We start from the raw sequence: 17,579 nt of genomic DNA, 5'->3' as shown, positions 1-17,579 counted from the left end.
GACATCAGCCGCGCGGTACACCGGAGGTCAATCGAAGCGGCCGGTGCGCGCCATCTCCATCAGGCGCGCGATGCGTTCCTCGGTGGCCGGGTGCGTCGAGAACAGGTTCTGCAGGCCGCCGCCGTGCAGCGGGTTCATGATCATCATCTGCGCGGTGGCCGGATGGGCCTCGGCCGCCTGGAACGGAATGCCCGCCGCATAGCGATGAATCTTGTCGAGCGCGGTGGCGAGCGACTGCGGATCGCCGGAAATCTGCGCGCCGCCGCGGTCGGCCTCGAACTCGCGGGCCCGCGAAATCGCCATCTGGATCAAGGCGCCCGCGATCGGCGCGAGCAGCGCGACCGCGATACCCGCGATCGGATTGGCCGGCCGGCCGTTCTCGTCGCGCCCGCCGAAGAACATCGCGAAGTTCGCGAGTGCCGAGATCGCACCCGCCATCGTCGCGGTGATCGTCGAGATCAGGATGTCGCGGTGCTTCACGTGCGCGAGCTCGTGCGCCATCACACCGCGCATCTCGCGCTCCGACAACACGCGCAGGATACCCGTCGTCGCGGCGACCGCCGCGTGCTCGGGGTTGCGGCCCGTCGCGAACGCGTTCGGCGCATCCTCGTTGATCAGGTAGACGCGCGGCATCGGCAGGTTCGCGCGCGTGGCCAGCTCGCGCACCATCCGGTAGAACTGCGGCGCCGTGTTCTCGTCGACTTCCTGCGCGTTGTACATGCGCAGCACCATCTTGTCCGAGAACCAGTACGAGAAGAAATTCATGCCGAGCGCGAACAGCAGCGCGATCGTCATGCCGCGCGAGCCGCCGATCATCCCGCCGATCACGATGAACAGGGCCGTGATCGCGGCCATCAGCATCGCCGTTTTGACCCAATTGAACATACCCACTCCTTATCCGTCAGGGGACCGCCGCGCATCACAGGGCGCGGCGGAAAATTGTAAGCGATTTGTTAGATAAGGTCTTGCCGGAAAAATTCAATCTCAGCGTTGCGACGTTGCAAGACGAAGTCCGAGGCCGACGAACGCGCTGCCGACCGTGCGGTCGAGCCACTTCTTGACGCCCGGCTTGCCGGAAAAGCGCTGTGTGACGCTGCCCGCCACCCACGCGACCAGGCTCGTCCAGACCGTGCTCATCGCGACGAACACCGCGCCGAGGGTCAGGAACGCCCATGCCTTGTGCGGACTGTCGGCCGAGACGAATTGCGGGAAGAACGACACGAAGAACAGCACGACCTTCGGATTCAGCACGTTGGTCCAGAAGCCCTGCATGAACAGCTGGCGCAGCGGCTTGGCGGCCGCGGCCTGCGCGGCTGCGGCGCCCGACGGCGCGGCGGCCTGCTTCGCGATGATCATCCGCACGCCGAGATAGATCAGGTAGGCGGCGCCGACCAGCTTGATCACCGTGAACGCGGTGGCCGACGCGGCCAGCAGCGCGGTCAGGCCGAACGCGCAGGCGAGCGCGTGAACGCAGCAGCCGGCCGAAATGCCGAACGCCGACATCAGCCCCGCGCCGCGCCCCTGCGCGACGCTGCGACCGACGATGTAGGCGGTATCGGGCCCGGGCGTGACGTTCAGCAGGAAAACCGCGAACACGAAGAAGCCGAAATGGGTGATGCCGAACATGAAAACCTCGAAACCGGAGAGCGCAGGGAAATTCTACGCGCGCCTGCCGCACCGCGCGACTCGGCCGTCCGGCCAGTTGCGCCGGGCCGGCAGACCGGGTCGAATGGCGCTCAGGCCGTGTCAGTCGACGTCGGGCAGCGCGAACCGCTGGCCCGCGGCGAGCGGCGAACCGGCGAGGAATTCGCGCGCGGGCAGCCGCTTGCCGCCCGGCTTCTGCAGCTGAGTGACGCGCAGCGCGCCGCTGCCGCATGCGACCACCACGCCTTCCGGCGCGGCTTCGACGATCGTGCCGGGCGCCGCGTTGGCCATCGTGCCGCGCGCCGCCACGGGCTCGGCCGCCCACAGCTTGATGGCCGCGCCGTCGAGCGTCGCGACGCCGCCCGGGAACGGATCGAATGCACGCACCTGGCGCGCGAGTACGTCGGCCGGCTTGCGCCAGTCGAGCGCCGCTTCGTGCTTGCCGATCTTTTCCGCGTAGGTCACGCCGTCGGCGGGCTGCGGCGTCGCCGGCAGCGTGCCGTCGCGCTCGAGCCGCACGAGCGCGTCGACGATCAGCCGCGCGCCGTCGGCGGCGAGGCGGTCGTGCAGCGTCGCGGTCGTATCGTCGGGCGCGATCGCGATGCGCGCCTCCTCGATCATCGCGCCGGTGTCGAGGCCGACGTCCATCTGCATCAGCGTGACGCCCGTCTCGGCGTCGCCGGCCTCGATCGCCCGATGGATCGGCGCGGCGCCGCGCCAGCGCGGCAGCAGCGACGCGTGGATGTTGATGCAGCCGGCGCGCGGGATGTCGAGCACTTCCTGCGGCAGCAGCAGGCCGTACGCGGCCACCACCATCACTTCGTGCGGCGTCGTGCGCAGCAGTTCGATCGCGTCGGCCGCCTCCGCCGGGTACTTGCCGGCGCGACGCAGCGACGGCGGTTGCGCGACGGTCATCCCGTGCTCGACGGCGTAGCGCTTCACGGCACTGGCCTGGAGTTTCATCCCGCGGCCGGCCGGGCGATCGGGCTGGGTAAGCACGAGCGGCACCGGGAAACCGGCCTCGTGGATCGCGGCAAGGGCAGCCGCGGCGAATTCCGGCGTGCCGGCAAAAATCACGCGCAACGTATGGGTCATGACAGCGTTCGGGGTCGGGCTGGGTGCACGCGCATCACATCGCGCGTTCGAGTTTCTTCATCTTCGTCTTGATGCGCGTCTGCTTGAGCGGCGACAGGTATTCGACGAACACGCGGCCCATCAGGTGATCCATCTCGTGCTGGACGCACACGGCGAGCAGGCCCTCGCAGTCGAGCTCGAACGTCTCGCCCTGCTCGTTGAGCGCACGCACGCGCACGTGGTCGGGACGCTCGACTTCGTCGTAGATGCCGGGCACCGAAAGGCAGCCTTCTTCATAAGTCTGCTTCGCGTCGCTCGACCACACGATTTCCGGGTTGATGAACGCGCGCAGCTCGTTCTTCTCCTCGGAGACGTCGATCACGATCACGCGCTCGTGCACGTCGACCTGCGTAGCCGCCAGGCCGATGCCGGGCGCCGCGTACATGGTCTCGGCCATGTCGGCGACGAGCTTGCGGATCCGGTCGTCGACCTTGTCGACGGGCTTCGCGACCTTGTGCAGCCGCTTGTCGGGGTAATGAAGAATATTGAGCAAAGCCATGGTGTTCGGTATTCGGTGGAGCGGCGTGCCGCATCGGCCATCCGGCCGGCTGGCGCCGCCGCCGGGATGCAATGAAGATGAGGCGGATGCGTGGCATATCAATGCCGCGGATCGCGCCTCCTGCAATCGGCCGGGCGTCTGCGCGCACGGCCCTGTCGAGTATTTCGGATGATGAAAATTTTATCATGGCGCCACGCGCTTCGCTGGCCGCCGCATTCGAGGGCCGCCTCATGTCGCCGCAAGCGCTGACGCCCGCCGCGCTGCGCGCATGGCTGCAGTTCGCGCATGCGCCCGGCCTCTCGCCTGCCGTGCTGCAACTGCTGCTCGCGGCATTCGGCTCGCCGGAGGCGTTGCTGCGCGCGTCCGACGAGGCGATCGCCACCGTGAGCAGCCCCGCCGCCGCGCAGGCCGTGCGCATGAGCGAGCGCGACGATCTCGATACGCGCACCGCCGCCGCGCTTGCGTGGCTCGACGGGCCGGGCAACGTGCTCGTCACGCTGAGCGATCCGGCCTACCCGCCGCGGCTGCGCGACCTGCACGATCCGCCGCCGCTGCTATATGTAAAGGGAGGGCTCGAGCTGCTGCACGCACGCGGCCTCGCCGTGGTCGGCAGTCGCCATGCGACGCCGCAAGGGCTCGCCGACGCCACGCAGTTCGCCCGCACGTTGTCCGACGCGGGCCTCACGATCGTCTCCGGCCTGGCGCTCGGGATCGACGGCGCCGCGCACCGTGGCGGGCTCGACGGCCGGTCGGGCACCGTCGCGGTGATCGCGACGGGCGCCGATCTCGTCTATCCGGCGCGGCACCGCGCGCTCGCCCACGAGATCGCCGCACGCGGCGCGATCGTGTCGGAATGGCCGCTCGGCACGCCGGCCCGCGCCGCGCATTTCCCGCAGCGCAACCGGCTGATCGCCGCGCTCGCGATCGGCGCGCTCGTCGTCGAGGCCGCCCCGCGCTCGGGCTCGCTGATCACCGCGCGGCTCGCGAACGAATTGGGGCGCGACGTGTTCGCGATACCCGGTTCGATCCACGCCCCGCTCGCGCAGGGCTGCCACGCGCTGATCCGCGACGGCGCGAAGCTCACCGCGGCGCCGCTCGACGTGCTCGAGGAATACGGGCTGGGCGAACCGGCGGCGCGCGCAACGAGCGGCGCAATGCGAGCCGGCAATCAGGGCTCGAACACCGACGCGCTCCGCGAACCTGAAACTGCCGGCATCGCGCAAGCGAATCGCACGGCGGCGACCACCGCACCGGCCTCAATCGAAGCCGCTCCACCAGGCAATCCGTCGGAACGAGCGGTGCTCGCCGCCCTGGGATACGGCCCCGTGACATACGAATGGCTGGCCGAACACAGCGGCCTGTCCGACGACGTGCTGCATGGCGCGCTGCTCGCGCTGGAACTTGCCGGCCGCGTCGCGAGCGTCGCCGGCGGCCGCTTCGCGCGGCTTGACGCAGCGCCCACCCCCTCCACGCGGGGCGTGCTACATTCCCCGGCATAGGGGCGGCCCGGCCGCCGACGCTACCCAAGGAATGCCATGCCCGCGCTGAATCTCGACACCGATGCCGATCGGATCGCCGAGCGCCTCGCCGATCCCGGCACGTTGCTGGTCGCCTGCCTGTGCGCCGAGTGGTGCGGCACGTGCCGCGATTACCGCACCGCCTTCGACCAGCTCGCCGACGCGCATCCGGACGCCTGCTTCGCCTGGATCGACATCGAAACCCATGCCGACCGGCTCGACGATCTCGACGTCGAGAACTTCCCGACCATCCTGATCGAGGATGCCCACACCGCGCGCTTCTTCGGCACGGTGCTGCCACACGCGGCGATCGTCGAGCGCATGCTGTCCGACCTGAGCGCGGTGCCGGGTGCGCCGCACGCACCGAAATTGCGCGACGTCCTGAACGTCGAAGCCTGAATCCGCGGCCGGCCCGGCGGTTTTGCGCCCGTTTGCGCGCGCCGCCGCGTCGGACGCTTGCCGCCGTTGCGGCCCCCCTCTATGATGAGCCGCTTTTTACACGCCGAGCCGCCGTCGCTGCGGCGTGTGCTATAAAGCGGTCGTAAAAGGGACCCACAACCGGCGAACCCGGTCTACCAACACACACCTGTCATGTCCAAAGCACTGATCATTGCGGAAAAGCCTTCTGTCGCGAACGACATCGCACGCGCTTTGGGCGGCTTTACCAAGCATGACGAGTATTACGAGAGCGACGATTTCGTCCTTTCGTCCGCTGTCGGCCACCTGCTGGAAATCGCCGCCCCGGAAGAGTACGAGGTCAAGCGCGGGAAATGGAGCTTCGCGCATCTTCCCGTCATTCCCCCGCATTTCGACCTGAACCCCATCGCAAAAAGCGAGTCGCGCCTCAAGGTGCTCACGAAGCTGATGAAGCGCAAGGACGTCGACCGCCTGATCAACGCATGTGACGCGGGGCGCGAAGGCGAGCTGATTTTCCGCCTGATCGCGCAGCACGCGAAGGCCAAGCAGCCGGTCCAGCGCCTGTGGCTGCAATCGATGACGCCGCAGGCGATCCGCGACGGTTTCGCGAACCTGCGCAGCGACTCCGACATGCAGCCGCTCGCCGACGCCGCACGCTGCCGCTCGGAAGCCGACTGGCTCGTCGGGATCAACGGCACCCGCGCGATGACCGCGTTCAACAGCAAGGGCGGCGGCTTCTTCCTGACCACCGTCGGTCGCGTTCAGACGCCAACGTTGTCGATCGTCGTCGAACGCGAAGAGAAAATCCGCCGCTTCATCCCGCGCGACTACTGGGAAGTGAAAGCCGAATTCGCGTGCGCGGGCGGCTTCTACGAAGGCAAGTGGTTCGACCCGAAATTCAAGCGCGACGAATTCGATCCGGAAAAGCGCGATTCCCGCCTGTGGAGCCTGCCGGCCGCCGAAACGATCGTCGCCGCCTGCCGCGACCAGGTCGGCACGGTGTCCGAGGAATCGAAGCCGTCGACGCAGCTGTCGCCGCTGCTGTTCGACCTGACGAGCCTGCAGCGCGAGGCGAACAGCCGCTTCGGCTTCTCCGCGAAGAACACGCTCGGCCTCGCCCAGGCGCTGTATGAAAAGCACAAGGTGCTGACCTACCCGCGTACCGACGCGCGCGCGCTGCCGGAAGACTACCTGTCGACGGTCCAGTCCACGCTCGAGATGCTCAAGGAGAGCCACAACTACCTGCCGCATGCCAAGCAGGTGCTCGACAAGGGCTGGGTGAAGCCGAACAAACGGATCTTCGACAACTCGAAGATCAGCGATCACTTTGCCATCATCCCGACGCTGCAGGCGCCGAAGTCGCTGTCCGAGCCGGAGCAGAAGCTGTACGACATGGTCGTGAAGCGCTTCCTCGCGGTGTTCTTCCCGGCCGCCGAATTCCGCGTGACGACGCGCATCACCGAAGTCGCCGGCCATCACTTCAAGACCGAAGGCAAGGTGCTCGTCGAACCGGGCTGGCTGCAGGTGTACGGCCGCGACGCCGAAGGCGCGGACGCGAACCTCGTGCCGGTGCAGAAGGACGAGAAGGTGAAAACGGACGAAATCGCCGCCGTCGCGCTCGTGACCAAGCCGCCCGCACGCTACTCGGAAGCGACGCTGCTGTCCGCGATGGAAGGCGCCGGCAAGCTGGTCGAGGACGACGAGTTGCGCGAGGCGATGGCCGCGAAAGGTCTCGGCACGCCGGCGACGCGCGCGGCGATCATCGAAGGCCTGCTCGGCGAGAAGTACCTGCTGCGCGAGGGTCGCGAACTGATCCCGACCGCGAAGGCATTCCAGCTGATGACGCTGCTGCGCGGCCTCGGCGTGAAGGAACTCACCGCGCCCGAGCTCACCGGCGAATGGGAATACAAGCTGTCGCAGATGGAGCGCGGCAATCTCGGCCGCGACGCGTTCATGCAGGAAATCGCCCGCATGACGCAGCAGATCGTCAAGCGCGCGAAGGAATACGATTCCGACACGATCCCCGGCGACTACGCAACGCTCGAGACGCCGTGCCCGAACTGCGGCGGCCAGGTGAAGGAAAACTACCGCCGCTTCGCGTGCACGAAGTGCGACTTCTCGATCTCGAAGATCCCGGGCAGCCGGCAGTTCGAGATTCCGGAAGTCGAGGAGCTGCTGCAGAAGAAGGAAATCGGGCCGCTGTCCGGGTTCCGCAGCAAGATGGGCCGCCCGTTCTCGGCGATCCTCAAGCTGTCCTTCGACGACGAGACGAAGAACTACAAGCTCGAGTTCGATTTCGGCCAGGACCAGGGCGGCGAGGAAGGCGAAGCGCCCGACTTCTCCGCGCAGGAACCGGTCGGCGCGTGCCCGAAGTGCAAGGGCCGCGTGTTCGAGCACGGGATGAGCTACGTGTGCGAGCACTCGGTCGCGAACCCGAAGACCTGCGACTTCCGCTCGGGCAAGGTGATCCTGCAACAGGAAATCACGCGCGAGCAGATGGGCAAGCTGCTGGCCGACGGCCGCACGGATCTGCTGCCGAACTTCAAGTCGTCGCGCACCGGCCGCAACTTCAAGGCGTTCCTCGTGAAGCAGCCGGACGGCAAGATCGGTTTCGAGTTCGAGAAGAAGGAGCCGAAAGCCGCCGCCGCGAAGAAGACGGCCAAATCGGCGACGAAGGACGCCGAAACCGTGACGGAAGGCGCCGAGGAGAAACCGGCACCGGCCCGCAAGACCGCCGCCCGCAAAACCACGGCGCGCAAGACGGGTTCGTGACGGCCCGACCGCCGGGCGCCGCCTGCGGCGCGTCCGGCGCCGGCCCGCAGCCATAAAAAAACGCGGATCGAACGATCCGCGTTTTTTCTTTGTGCCGGCTGGGGCGCTGCCGGGCCTGGGCCGCCGAGCCGTTACAGCGGCGACGGCACCGCCACGCGCGTGCGCGGCGAACGCGCCAGACGCGGCTGCAGGTTCGGATCGGTCGATTCGGGCTGCTCGGCACGCATCTCGACGCCGATCGGCGGCAGCGTCGCGCCCTGCGCGGCCCACTGTTCGCCCATCATCGCGTCGGTCGAATGGCTGAAATGCTCGACGAGATGGTCGATGAACGTGCGCACCTTCGCCGGCAGATGGCGCCGGCTCGGGTAGGCAATGTTGATCTCGACCTGCGGCAGCCGGAAATCCGGCAGCAGCCGCACGAGCGCGCCGCGCGCGATGTCGCTGCCGATCAGGTAGCTCGGCAGGATCGCGACCCCCATCCCGAGCAACGCGAACTGGCGCAGCATCGCGGTGTTGTTCGCGACGATCACGTTGGTCGGGCGCACGCGCACTTCGCCGTCCGGCCCCGTGAACACGCGCTCGTCGCCCCAGTATTCGGTCGGCAGGCTCAGCGCCGGATGCTCGGCGAGCTGTTCCGGATGCGTCGGCACGCCGTGCTTCTCGAGATAGCTCGGCGTCGCGCACACGGTCATGCAGCCGGTGGTCAGGCGCCGCGTGACGATGCTCGCGCTGCGCATCTGGCGCGTGACGACGATGCCGACGTCGAAGCCTTCCTCGACGAGATCGACCTGCCGGTCGACCAGCGTGAGATCCGGCACCACCTTCGGGAAGTTCTCCGTGTACGACTGCAGCACGGGCGCGAGGTTGTGCAGGCCGAACACGACCGGCGCAACGATGCGCAGCGTGCCGACCGGCTCGTGATTGCGTGCGACGACCATCTGCTCGACATCCTCGAGCTCGTCGAGGATCTGGCGGGCACGCTCCAGATAGACCTGACCCGACTCCGTCAGGGAGAGGCTGCGCGTGGTGCGGTTAAGCAAACGCGTGCCGAGCCGGCCTTCCAGATCGGCGACGTGGCGCGTCGCGACCGCGTTGGAGATATCCATTGCGCTCGCGGCCCGCGCGAAACTGCCGAGATCTGCAACCTTGACGAACACGCGCATCGACTGCAAATGATCCATAAACGACTCCTGCCGCTGTTACAACTTCAAAAAGATGAAGCAAATGCGTAATTCTCCTACGACAGCGGAAATGATGCAGAGTTGCTCAACAAGGGGCCGGTTGACGATAAAAATAGTCAAAAATCCTCGCCTTCCGCGGATAGTTGATCCAATTATTCTGCTTGGAGCAACAATTGGGTGAACCTCGTCGAGGAAGTGGCCGAATCAGGAAGGACCTATTTGATGCGACACAACAGCGCACCCCGTCGCGCGGCGCAGGAGCGGCGCCGGGTGTAGCCGGCGCCGATTGCGGCGGAGCGTAACAACCTGTTAAAAAGACACCACGAAGGCGGCCGACGTTGCATCATGTCGGCCCCGGCCGGGCGGGACGGGCGCGCAACGTGCGCCACCGCCACGGCCGCTTTCAACGCGCGACACCCCGTTCACCATGAAAATTGCCATCCTCGACGACTACCAGGACGCCGTCCGCAAGCTGAACTGCTTCGAGATGCTCGCCGGCCACGACGTAAAGGTCTTCAACAATACGGTGCGCGGCCTGGGACAGCTCGCCAGCCGTCTGGCGGAAGTCGAGGCGCTCGTGCTGATTCGTGAACGGACCCCGATTACCTCGCAGCTGCTGTCGAAGCTGCCGAACCTGCGCATGATCAGCCAGACCGGCCGCGTGTCGAGCCACATCGATCTCGACGCGTGTACCGACCGCGGCATCGCGGTGCTCGAAGGCACCGGTTCGCCGGTCGCGCCGGCCGAGCTGACCTGGGCGCTCGTGATGGCCGCCCAGCGCCGCATTCCGCAATACGTCGCGAACCTGAAGCAAGGCGCGTGGCAGCAGTCGGGCCTGAAGACGTCGGCGCTGCCGCCGAACTTCGGCCTCGGCCAGGTGCTGCGCGGCCAGACGCTCGGCATCTGGGGCTACGGGAAGATCGGCCGGCTCGTCGCCGGTTACGGCAAGGCGTTCGGGATGAACGTGCTGGTATGGGGCCGCGAGCATTCGCTCGAAGCCGCACGCGCCGACGGCTACACGGCCGCCGCCAGCCGCGAAGCGCTGTTCGAGCAGAGCGACGTGCTGTCGCTGCACCTGCGCCTGCATGACGACACGCGCGGCATCGTGAAGCAGGAAGACCTGATGCGGATGAAGCCGACGTCGCTGCTCGTCAATACGAGCCGCGCCGAGCTGCTCGAGGAAAACGCGCTCGTCAACGCGCTGTCGCACAACCGTCCCGGGATGGTCGCGATCGACGTGTTCGAAAGCGAGCCGATCCTGCAGGGCTACAGCCTGCTGCGGATGGAAAACGTGATCTGCACGCCGCACATCGGCTACGTCGAACGCGAAAGCTACGAACTGTATTTCAGCGCCGCATTCCGCAACATTCTCGCGTTCGACGACGGCGACATGTCGAGCGTCGCCAACCCGGAAGCGCTGACGCCGATCCGCAAGCGCTGATCACACGGGCCGCGCGCGCCGCGCGGCCCCACCGTTTCATTCCCCGCTCGTCAGGCGGCCACGCGGCCGCCCGTCATCGCGCCGACGCGCGCAAGGAAGTGCTCGCCGTCGCGCCGTCCGAGATCGTACGCATGCCGCATCTGCGACGGGCTCGTGTAGTCCCAGCTCGAAATCGGTACCTTGCTCGACGGCTGCACATACAACCGCCGCTGGTCGCCATGCGCGACCGCGAACATCTGCGGACGCGGATACAGCCGCGTGACCAGCACCAGCACGTCGCCCGGCGACGGATCGAGCGCATCGACCGGCACGTTGTCGACCATCCCGCCGTCGAGCACCGGCCGGCCGCCACGCCGCAGCACCGGCGTGAACGGCGGCGTGCAGGACGACTGCAGGATCAGGTCGGCGAGCTCGTCGACTTGCGTGCAGGCCTGCGCCCGCACGAATTCGGGCCGGAAACCGAGCGTGCGCCCGAGCGTGGGGTGCAGCGTCTTGCGCACGTACTTCTCGATGTTGTATGCGACGAGGCCGGCCGCGACGGCGCTGCGCGCGCCGAGCCAGCGCGGCACGTGCGACACGCCGATGCGGATCTCCGGCGCCGTGGCGAGCTTCGCGAACGGCTCGCCGTAAATGTCGAGCAGCGCCTGACGATAGATCCGGTAATGCGGAAACACGGGCTCGCGCCCGAACAGGTTGCCCCAGTACGCATTCTTCCGGTTGTGGCGCAGCGCTTCTTCGTAATAGCGCATCACCCACGCGGCGTCGCGTGTATACAGCATGCAGGCGGTGGCCGCGCCGGCCGAGATGCCGGTGATCACGCGCGGGCGCAGGTCGAGGGCCGGCCGCGCGACGTCCCAGAAGCCGGCCTGCCACCAGCAGCGATTGCCGCCGCCCGCAAAGACGATCTGGTCGAACATCGCGCCGCTCAGCTGACGAGCGCGTAGGTCGACGTCGCGTGAACGGCCATCTTGCCGTCCTCGTCGAACAGCTCGACTTCGCCGAACACGAGGTTGCGGCCCATCCGCAGCACGCGCGCGGTGACGAGCACGTCGCCCTTGCGCACGGGACGCATGAAGTTCGTGTTCAGCGACACCGTCGTCATCGGCCGGAATTCGCCGAGCGCCGACGAGATCGCGACCACCATCGCGGTGTCGGCGGCCGCCGTGAACACCTGGCCGCAGATGATGCCGCCCGAATGGCGGAACTCGCCGGAAAACGGCAGGCGCAGCGTGACGCTGTCATCGCCGATCGACACGGGGACCAGACCCAGCGAGCGGACCCACGGGGCCAGCAGGCGATCCAGCAATTCGCGGACTGCGTTTTCGTCCATCTTCGGATGTCCAGAAAACGTTGCGCGACCGCCGCGCAACGCGTGTGGCGTCATCATACCGGGAGCGCGCAAACTGCGATCGCTCGTTACCGCGCTGACAGCCGCGGTTGTCTTGACGAAATATTTTCAGGAAATTTGCACAAAGGGCTTGCCATGTCCTGAAAACCCCGGCATAATCTTTCTTCTGTTGGGGGCGTTAGCTCAGTTGGTAGAGCAGCGGACTCTTAATCCGTAGGTCGAGTGTTCGAGTCACTCACGCCCCACCAGGAATTCCAAAGGCCGGTCAGCGAAAGCTGACCGGCCTTTTCCGTTTTGGCCGCCGCATTCGTCGCGGCGCGCGCCTTTGGCGGCGATACGCGAGCGCACGCCCGTTGCACATCGTTTCCGCTAGAATCCTCCGACAAATATCACACGACCGGCGCAGGGTTCGTCGTTTGCCCGCCGGCACTGAGAGAACATGGGACGTCAGACATGGAAGCATGTGAACGAGACGCGACCATTCAGAGGGCATGGTTGCGCCGATATCGGCCCGTCCGTCGCGATGGGCCGCGCATCCGGACACACCCGACTCCGCACGGCGCACGAACCGGATCGCGTCATGCCCGGTAAGGACGCGCTGCTCGCACTGATGATCGGCGTCGTCCTGTTCGTGCTGGCCGGCGTGCTCGCCATCACGGCCGGCCGGGAACCGGGCAATCTGGTCCGCGCGCCGGGGACGGTCGTGCGCATCGTCCAGGACAGCGACGCGATGCACGCGTACCGGCCGATCGTCGCGTACCTCGCGAACGACGGCCAGCGCCGCGAAGTCGCCGGCAATACCGCGTCGACGGTCCCCGCCTACGACATCGGCGAAAACGTCGACGTCCTGCTCGACCCCGATCACCCCGAACGCCCCGCGCTGATCGACGATTTCACGCAACGCTGGTTTCCGGCGGCCGTGCCGGCGCTGCTCGCCGTCGCGTCGTTCGCGATCGGCGGCCTGCTGATTGCCCGCGAGCGTCGCCACCGGCAATCGGACCCGGCGCCGCGCCGCGTCGCGCACACGCCGGCACGGCGTCGCTGGGATGTCGCGATCGTGCTGATTCCGATCGCGATCGGCACGGGCTTCCTCGCCGGCGCCGGCGCGGCCGGCCTGCGTCAGTGGCAGATCGTCCATCACTATGCGCGCTCGACCGGCCATGTGGTCGAGATCGCGAAAAACGGGCGGTCGTCGCGGTCGCGCACGTCGCTGTATTCGGCCGTCGTCGCGTTCACGACCGACAGCGGGCGGCTGATCACGTTCGCGCAGGGCTCGGCGTCGTCGCACCCGGGCCTGCACGAAGGCGACGCGGTCAACGTGCTGTACGACCCCGTCACGCCCGAGCGTGCGCTCGTCGACCGCTTCTGGGATCGCTGGGGCCTGACGGCCATCCTGTTCGCGATCGGTGCGCCGTTCCTGGCGGCCGGGCTGTTCGTCGCCGCGACGCTATGGCCCGACCATCGGCCCCACGGCACTGCTCAATGACGCACGCGCGGCGCGGCCACCGCCGCAGCGCGCGTGTCACCGCTCCCTGAACGCCTCCACCTTCGCGCGGTTCCCGCACGTGCGCATGTCGCACCACCGTCGCCCGACGCCGCGGCCGCGATCGACGAAGAACCACGTACACCGGCCGCACTGCCGCACCCGCGCGAAATCGTCGCTGCGCATCAGATCCTCGAAACCGAGCGCGATCGCATCGACCCAGCGCGACGCGGCCCGCGCATCGGGCCGCCACGCGAAGCGGCCGCCGACCGCATCGAACGCGCTGCGCCCGATCGCGTCGCGGATCGCCACCGCGAGCCGCTCCGCCGCGCGCGCGCCCGCGCTGCCGCCACCTTCGGCCGCCAGATGTGCGATCGCGACGTACGCGTCTTCGCGAAAGCGGCGCAGCGCCGCGAGTTCGTCGGGGCCGTCCTGCCGCGGATGACGTAGCAGCCGCGCCAGATCGTCCGGCGCCGGCACCCCCGCTTTCCCGGCCCACGCGCGCACGGCCGGCCAGTCGACGAGCTTGTCCTCGGCGCGCGTCTTGCCCGTGTCGGCCACCGTGTTGAGGAAGTCGAGCGCCGGATGGCCGCCGACGAAATCGGCCGCGCGCCATTCGTGCCGGGGTCGCACCGGGTCGGATCGAGTAACCATTTATTTTCACCTATTCGGTTTCACATTCGGAAATTCCGGCGTAACCTGTTAACAACCAAAACAGGTTAGCACGGAGAAGCCGATGCTCGAACTCCCGAACCGCTTCAATTTCGAAGGCCACCGGATTGCATGGGGCACGCTCGGCGAAGGGCCGCCGCTCGTGCTGGTGCACGGCACGCCGTTTTCGTCGCAGGTATGGCGCCGGATCGCGCCGTGGCTCGCGCGGCGCCATCGCGTGTATTTCTACGACCTGCTCGGCTACGGGCAGTCCGACATGCCGGACGCGGACGTGTCGCTGGGTCGCCAGAACGCGCTGTTCGGCGCGCTGCTGAATGAATGGAAACTCGCGCGGCCGCGCGTACTCGCGCACGACTACGGCGGCGCAACCGCACTGCGCGCGCACTTTCTCGACGGCATCGCATATGCGGATCTCACGCTGGTGAACCCGGTCGCGATCGCGCCGCAAGGCTCGCCGTTCGTCCGTCACGTCGCGCAGCACGAAGCCGCGTTCACCGGCCTGCCCGCGTACGCGCATCACGCGCTTCTGTCGGCCTATCTCGGCAATGCGGTCGCGCGCCCGCTGAGCGACGACGCGCTGTCGATCTACCGTGCACCGTGGCTCACGCCGGCCGGCCAGGCCGCGTTCTATCGGCAGATCGCGCAGATGCGCCAGCGCTACATCGAGGAAGCGGAGGCCCGCTACGCGCCGCCGGACTTTCCGGTGCGCATCGTGTGGGGCGAGGACGACGCGTGGATTCCGCTCGAGCAAGGGCAGGCGCTCGCCGATCGCATCGCGAACGGCCAGCTGATCCGGGTGCCGCACGCGGGCCATCTGGTTCAGGAAGATGCGCCCGAAGCGATCGTCGCCGCGGTGCTCGACGGATACGCGCAACGCTGAGCGCGCCCCCATCGCGCCGCGTCGTCAGAACGCCGGCACGCCTTGCGCGAGCGTCGCGACGAACTTCGCGGTGCGCGGGTCGCGCGGCCGGCCGAACAGGTCGCGCGATGCGCCGGCTTCGACGATGCGGCCATCGGCGAGAAATACCGCATCGTGCGCGATCGACGCGGCCAGGCGCAGGTCGTGCGTGGCCATCAGCATCGTCGTGCCTTCACGCGCGAGCTGGCGCAGCACCTCGACCACTTCGACGGACAGCTCCGGATCGAGCGCCGACGTCGGTTCGTCGCACAGCAGCACCTGCGGCGACGGCGCGAGCGCCCGCGCGATCGCCACGCGCTGCTGCTGGCCGCCCGACAGCGTGGCCGGCCATGCGTCGGCCTTGTCCGCGATGCCGACCTTGTCGAGCAGCGCGAGCGCGCGCTCCCGGGCCCGCTCGCGCGGCCAGCGCTGCACGGTCACGAGCCCCTCCATCACGTTCTGCACGACGCTCAGGTGCGGAAACAACTGGAAGTTCTGGAACACCATGCCGGTCTGCTTGCGCACCGCGAACACCGCGTCGCGCGACGGCCGGCGCGCCGGCACGAAGTCGATGCGCGCGTCACCGACGACCAGCGCACCCGCCTCCGGCACTTCGAGCAGGTTCACGCAGCGCAACAGCGTGCTCTTGCCGCTGCCGGACGGCCCGATCAGCGCGGTCACGCTGCCCGGCTGCAACGCGAGGTCGATTCCGCTCAGCACGCGATGCGCGCCGAACGACTTGTCGATGCGTTCGAGGCGGATCATCGCAACTCCGCGTGGAACAGCGCGTGCCGGCCGAAGCGGGTTTCGAGGCGACGTTGCAGCGTGGACAGCACCGAGCTGAACAGCAGATAGATCAGCGCGGCTTCGGTATAGAGAATCAGCGGCTCGTAGGTCACGGCCGCGATGCGTTGCGCGGCCTGGAAGATCTCGGGCACCGTCAGCACGGCCGCGAGCGACGTGTCCTTCACGAGCGAGATGAACGAGTTCGACAGCGCGGGCAGCGCGACGCGCGCGGCCTGCGGCAGGATCGCGCGACGCAGCGCCTGCGCGCGCGTCATCGACATCGAGTACGCGGCCTCCCACTGCCCTTTCGGCATCGATTCGATCACGCCGCGAATCACTTCCGCGTTGTACGCGCCGACGTTCAGCGAGAAACCGATCACGGCGGCCGTCAGCGGATCGAGCACGATGCCGACGTTCGGCAATCCATAGAAGATCACGAACAACTGCACGAGCAGCGGCGAGCCGCGGAACAGCCAGATGTAGAACCGCACGACGGCCTGCGCCCAGCGCGGCCCGAACAGCCGCGTGAGCGCCGCGCCGAACGCAAGCAATAAACCGATCGCGAACGACGCGAGCGTGAGCGGAACCGTGAACACGAGCCCTGCGACGAGCAGGGGCCGCAGCGATTCCGCCATCAGGTGCAGCCAGGCCGGCATCGTTCAGCCTCGCGTCACGGCTGCGACACGTCGCGGCCGAAGTACTTCTGCGAGATCTTCGCGTAGGTGCCGTCCGCCTTGATGTCCGCGAGCGCCTTGTCGATCGCGGCCACCAGCGCCGGGCTGCCCTTGCGCAGCAGCACGCCGGACGCGTCGCCCGCGCCGGTCTGGTCGGTCGCCGCGATCTTCAGTTTCGCGTCGGGCTTGTGCTTGCGGAAATCGAGGTACGACAGCGAATCGTTGATCGTCGCATCGACGCGCCCCGACGTCAGCAGGTCGATCGATTCGTTGAAGCCCTGCACGGGCACCACGTCGGCGCCGTGCGCGGCCGCGAGCTTGCCGAAATTGCTGGTCAGCGTGTTCGCGGATTTCTTGCCCTTCAGGTCGTCGAACGAGCGGATCGTCGTGTTGTCCGCGCGCACGATCAGCACCGCGTGCGACGTGATGTACGGCGTCGAGAAATCGTATTTCGCCTTGCGCGCATCGGTGATCGACACTTCGTTGACGACCGCGTCGTAGCGGTTCACGTCGAGGCCCGCGATCAGCCCGTCCCATTTGCCTTCGACGAACTGCGGCTTCACGCCGAGGCGCTGCGCGATCGCGGTCGCGATGTCGACGTCGAAGCCGGTCAGCTTGCCCGTCTCGTCGTGGTACGTGAACGGCGCGTAGGTGCCTTCGGTGCCGACGCGGAATACGCCGGCCGACTTGATCTGCGACAGGTCGTCGGCAGCCAGCGCACTGGTGGCCGCGGTGGCCTGCAGCAGCGCGACGACCAGGAGGGAGCGGAGGAATTTCATGGTGCGGACCCCGAATGATTGGAGAGAATCATCCCGCCGGCATGCGTGCGCCGTTCGAGAGGTCCGCGAATTCTACCGACGCGTCGAGGCGCGGCAAAAACGCAAATCGGCTAACGATATGAGCCGATCGAATAACGCCCGCACCGGCCACCAGGCCGGCGCGGGATCTTACACACCGCTTACCAGGGCAGCGAATACGTCTTCGTATTCGTGAAGCTCTTCATCGCCTCCTGCACGCCCTCCTTGTAGCCGAGCCCCGAATCCTTCACGCCGCCGAACGGCGTCAGTTCGAGCCGATAGCCGGGCACTTCGCGCACGTTCACGCTGCCGACTT

At 67.5% G+C, this 17,579-nt stretch carries 18 protein-coding genes and 1 tRNA gene; 7 read left to right on the top strand and 12 right to left on the bottom strand.

Annotated elements, in window-relative coordinates; genetic code table 11:
- Positions 1–27: 27 nt before the first annotated feature.
- From htpX to def, 4 genes are all read right to left on the bottom strand, one after another.
- Positions 28–885: a zinc metalloprotease HtpX gene (gene htpX, locus MMB92_RS32050; protein ID WP_006485774.1), complete on the bottom strand. Its 858-nt coding sequence runs from the start codon at positions 883–885 to the stop codon at positions 28–30.
- Positions 886–984: 99 nt separating this feature from the next.
- Entirely contained in the window at positions 985–1,626 is a 642-nt protein-coding gene (locus MMB92_RS32045) for a LysE family translocator (protein WP_048987587.1), read from the bottom strand.
- Between the two features lie 120 nt (positions 1,627–1,746).
- Complete coding sequence (gene fmt / locus MMB92_RS32040; protein ID WP_208090039.1) at positions 1,747–2,739, bottom strand: methionyl-tRNA formyltransferase; 993 nt, start codon at positions 2,737–2,739, stop codon at positions 1,747–1,749.
- A 34-nt stretch (positions 2,740–2,773) separates the two neighbouring features.
- On the bottom strand, positions 2,774–3,277 hold the full coding sequence (def, locus tag MMB92_RS32035; protein ID WP_006485794.1) for a peptide deformylase: 504 nt from the start codon (positions 3,275–3,277) through the stop codon (positions 2,774–2,776).
- Between the two features lie 185 nt (positions 3,278–3,462).
- Here def and dprA point away from each other — a divergent pair, with 185 nt between their 5' ends.
- The 3 genes from dprA (at position 3,463) to MMB92_RS32020 (ending at position 7,983) form a co-directional block, all read left to right on the top strand.
- The gene (dprA, locus tag MMB92_RS32030; protein ID WP_166677916.1) at positions 3,463–4,776 is read left to right on the top strand and encodes a DNA-processing protein DprA; all 1,314 of its coding nucleotides are present in this window, start codon (positions 3,463–3,465) and stop codon (positions 4,774–4,776) included.
- A gap of 36 nt (positions 4,777–4,812) precedes the next feature.
- Positions 4,813–5,193: a thioredoxin family protein gene (locus MMB92_RS32025; RefSeq protein ID WP_006485786.1), complete on the top strand. Its 381-nt coding sequence runs from the start codon at positions 4,813–4,815 to the stop codon at positions 5,191–5,193.
- A 192-nt stretch (positions 5,194–5,385) separates the two neighbouring features.
- Positions 5,386–7,983, top strand: coding sequence for a DNA topoisomerase III (locus MMB92_RS32020; protein WP_012492332.1), 2,598 nt, complete (start codon positions 5,386–5,388; stop codon positions 7,981–7,983).
- A 131-nt stretch (positions 7,984–8,114) separates the two neighbouring features.
- Here the strand turns inward: MMB92_RS32020 and MMB92_RS32015 are convergent, their stop codons facing one another.
- The gene (locus MMB92_RS32015; protein WP_006485796.1) at positions 8,115–9,164 is read right to left on the bottom strand and encodes a LysR family transcriptional regulator; all 1,050 of its coding nucleotides are present in this window, start codon (positions 9,162–9,164) and stop codon (positions 8,115–8,117) included.
- Positions 9,165–9,591: 427 nt separating this feature from the next.
- On the opposite strand from MMB92_RS32015, the gene MMB92_RS32010 reads away from it, so the two are divergent.
- Positions 9,592–10,605, top strand: coding sequence for a D-2-hydroxyacid dehydrogenase family protein (locus tag MMB92_RS32010; protein ID WP_048987596.1), 1,014 nt, complete (start codon positions 9,592–9,594; stop codon positions 10,603–10,605).
- A 50-nt stretch (positions 10,606–10,655) separates the two neighbouring features.
- Here the strand turns inward: MMB92_RS32010 and MMB92_RS32005 are convergent, their stop codons facing one another.
- Both MMB92_RS32005 and MMB92_RS32000 read right to left on the bottom strand, forming a co-directional pair.
- Positions 10,656–11,522 carry a patatin-like phospholipase family protein gene (locus MMB92_RS32005; protein ID WP_048987599.1) on the bottom strand — a complete coding sequence of 289 codons (867 nt, stop codon included), beginning with the start codon at positions 11,520–11,522 and terminating at the stop codon, positions 10,656–10,658.
- An 8-nt stretch (positions 11,523–11,530) separates the two neighbouring features.
- On the bottom strand, positions 11,531–11,935 hold the full coding sequence (locus MMB92_RS32000; RefSeq protein ID WP_034201217.1) for a PaaI family thioesterase: 405 nt from the start codon (positions 11,933–11,935) through the stop codon (positions 11,531–11,533).
- A gap of 190 nt (positions 11,936–12,125) precedes the next feature.
- Here MMB92_RS32000 and MMB92_RS31995 point away from each other — a divergent pair.
- Both MMB92_RS31995 and MMB92_RS31990 read left to right on the top strand, forming a co-directional pair.
- A tRNA-Lys gene (locus MMB92_RS31995) sits at positions 12,126–12,201 on the top strand.
- A gap of 191 nt (positions 12,202–12,392) precedes the next feature.
- The gene (locus MMB92_RS31990; RefSeq protein WP_060210641.1) at positions 12,393–13,439 is read left to right on the top strand and encodes a DUF3592 domain-containing protein; all 1,047 of its coding nucleotides are present in this window, start codon (positions 12,393–12,395) and stop codon (positions 13,437–13,439) included.
- A gap of 36 nt (positions 13,440–13,475) precedes the next feature.
- Here MMB92_RS31990 and MMB92_RS31985 read toward each other — a convergent pair whose 3' ends face one another.
- A complete protein-coding gene (locus tag MMB92_RS31985; protein WP_077019737.1) occupies positions 13,476–14,090 on the bottom strand; it encodes a CGNR zinc finger domain-containing protein in 615 nt (204 codons plus the stop codon).
- 82 nt (positions 14,091–14,172) lie between these two features.
- On the opposite strand from MMB92_RS31985, the gene MMB92_RS31980 reads away from it, so the two are divergent.
- Complete coding sequence (locus MMB92_RS31980; RefSeq protein ID WP_006485775.1) at positions 14,173–14,988, top strand: alpha/beta fold hydrolase; 816 nt, start codon at positions 14,173–14,175, stop codon at positions 14,986–14,988.
- Between the two features lie 24 nt (positions 14,989–15,012).
- Here the strand turns inward: MMB92_RS31980 and MMB92_RS31975 are convergent, their stop codons facing one another.
- The 4 genes from MMB92_RS31975 to MMB92_RS31960 form a co-directional block, all read right to left on the bottom strand.
- A complete protein-coding gene (locus MMB92_RS31975; RefSeq protein ID WP_006485792.1) occupies positions 15,013–15,771 on the bottom strand; it encodes an amino acid ABC transporter ATP-binding protein in 759 nt (252 codons plus the stop codon).
- Positions 15,768–16,448: an amino acid ABC transporter permease gene (locus tag MMB92_RS31970; RefSeq protein ID WP_006485773.1), complete on the bottom strand. Its 681-nt coding sequence runs from the start codon at positions 16,446–16,448 to the stop codon at positions 15,768–15,770. The genes MMB92_RS31975 and MMB92_RS31970 overlap by 4 nt, the downstream gene beginning before the upstream one ends.
- Positions 16,449–16,462: 14 nt before the next feature.
- Positions 16,463–17,245: an amino acid ABC transporter substrate-binding protein gene (locus tag MMB92_RS31965; RefSeq protein ID WP_006485790.1), complete on the bottom strand. Its 783-nt coding sequence runs from the start codon at positions 17,243–17,245 to the stop codon at positions 16,463–16,465.
- 179 nt (positions 17,246–17,424) lie between these two features.
- Positions 17,425–17,579 (bottom strand): aldehyde dehydrogenase family protein (locus MMB92_RS31960; protein WP_134256959.1); only part of this gene is annotated, 155 nt, incomplete at its 5' end.

It is taken from the genome of Burkholderia sp. IO2, assembly GCF_029522185.1.
Lineage (GTDB): Bacteria > Pseudomonadota > Gammaproteobacteria > Burkholderiales > Burkholderiaceae > Burkholderia > Burkholderia cenocepacia.
Note: the sequence above shows the minus strand (reverse complement) of the source record. Positions and strands in the feature narration are given on the sequence as shown.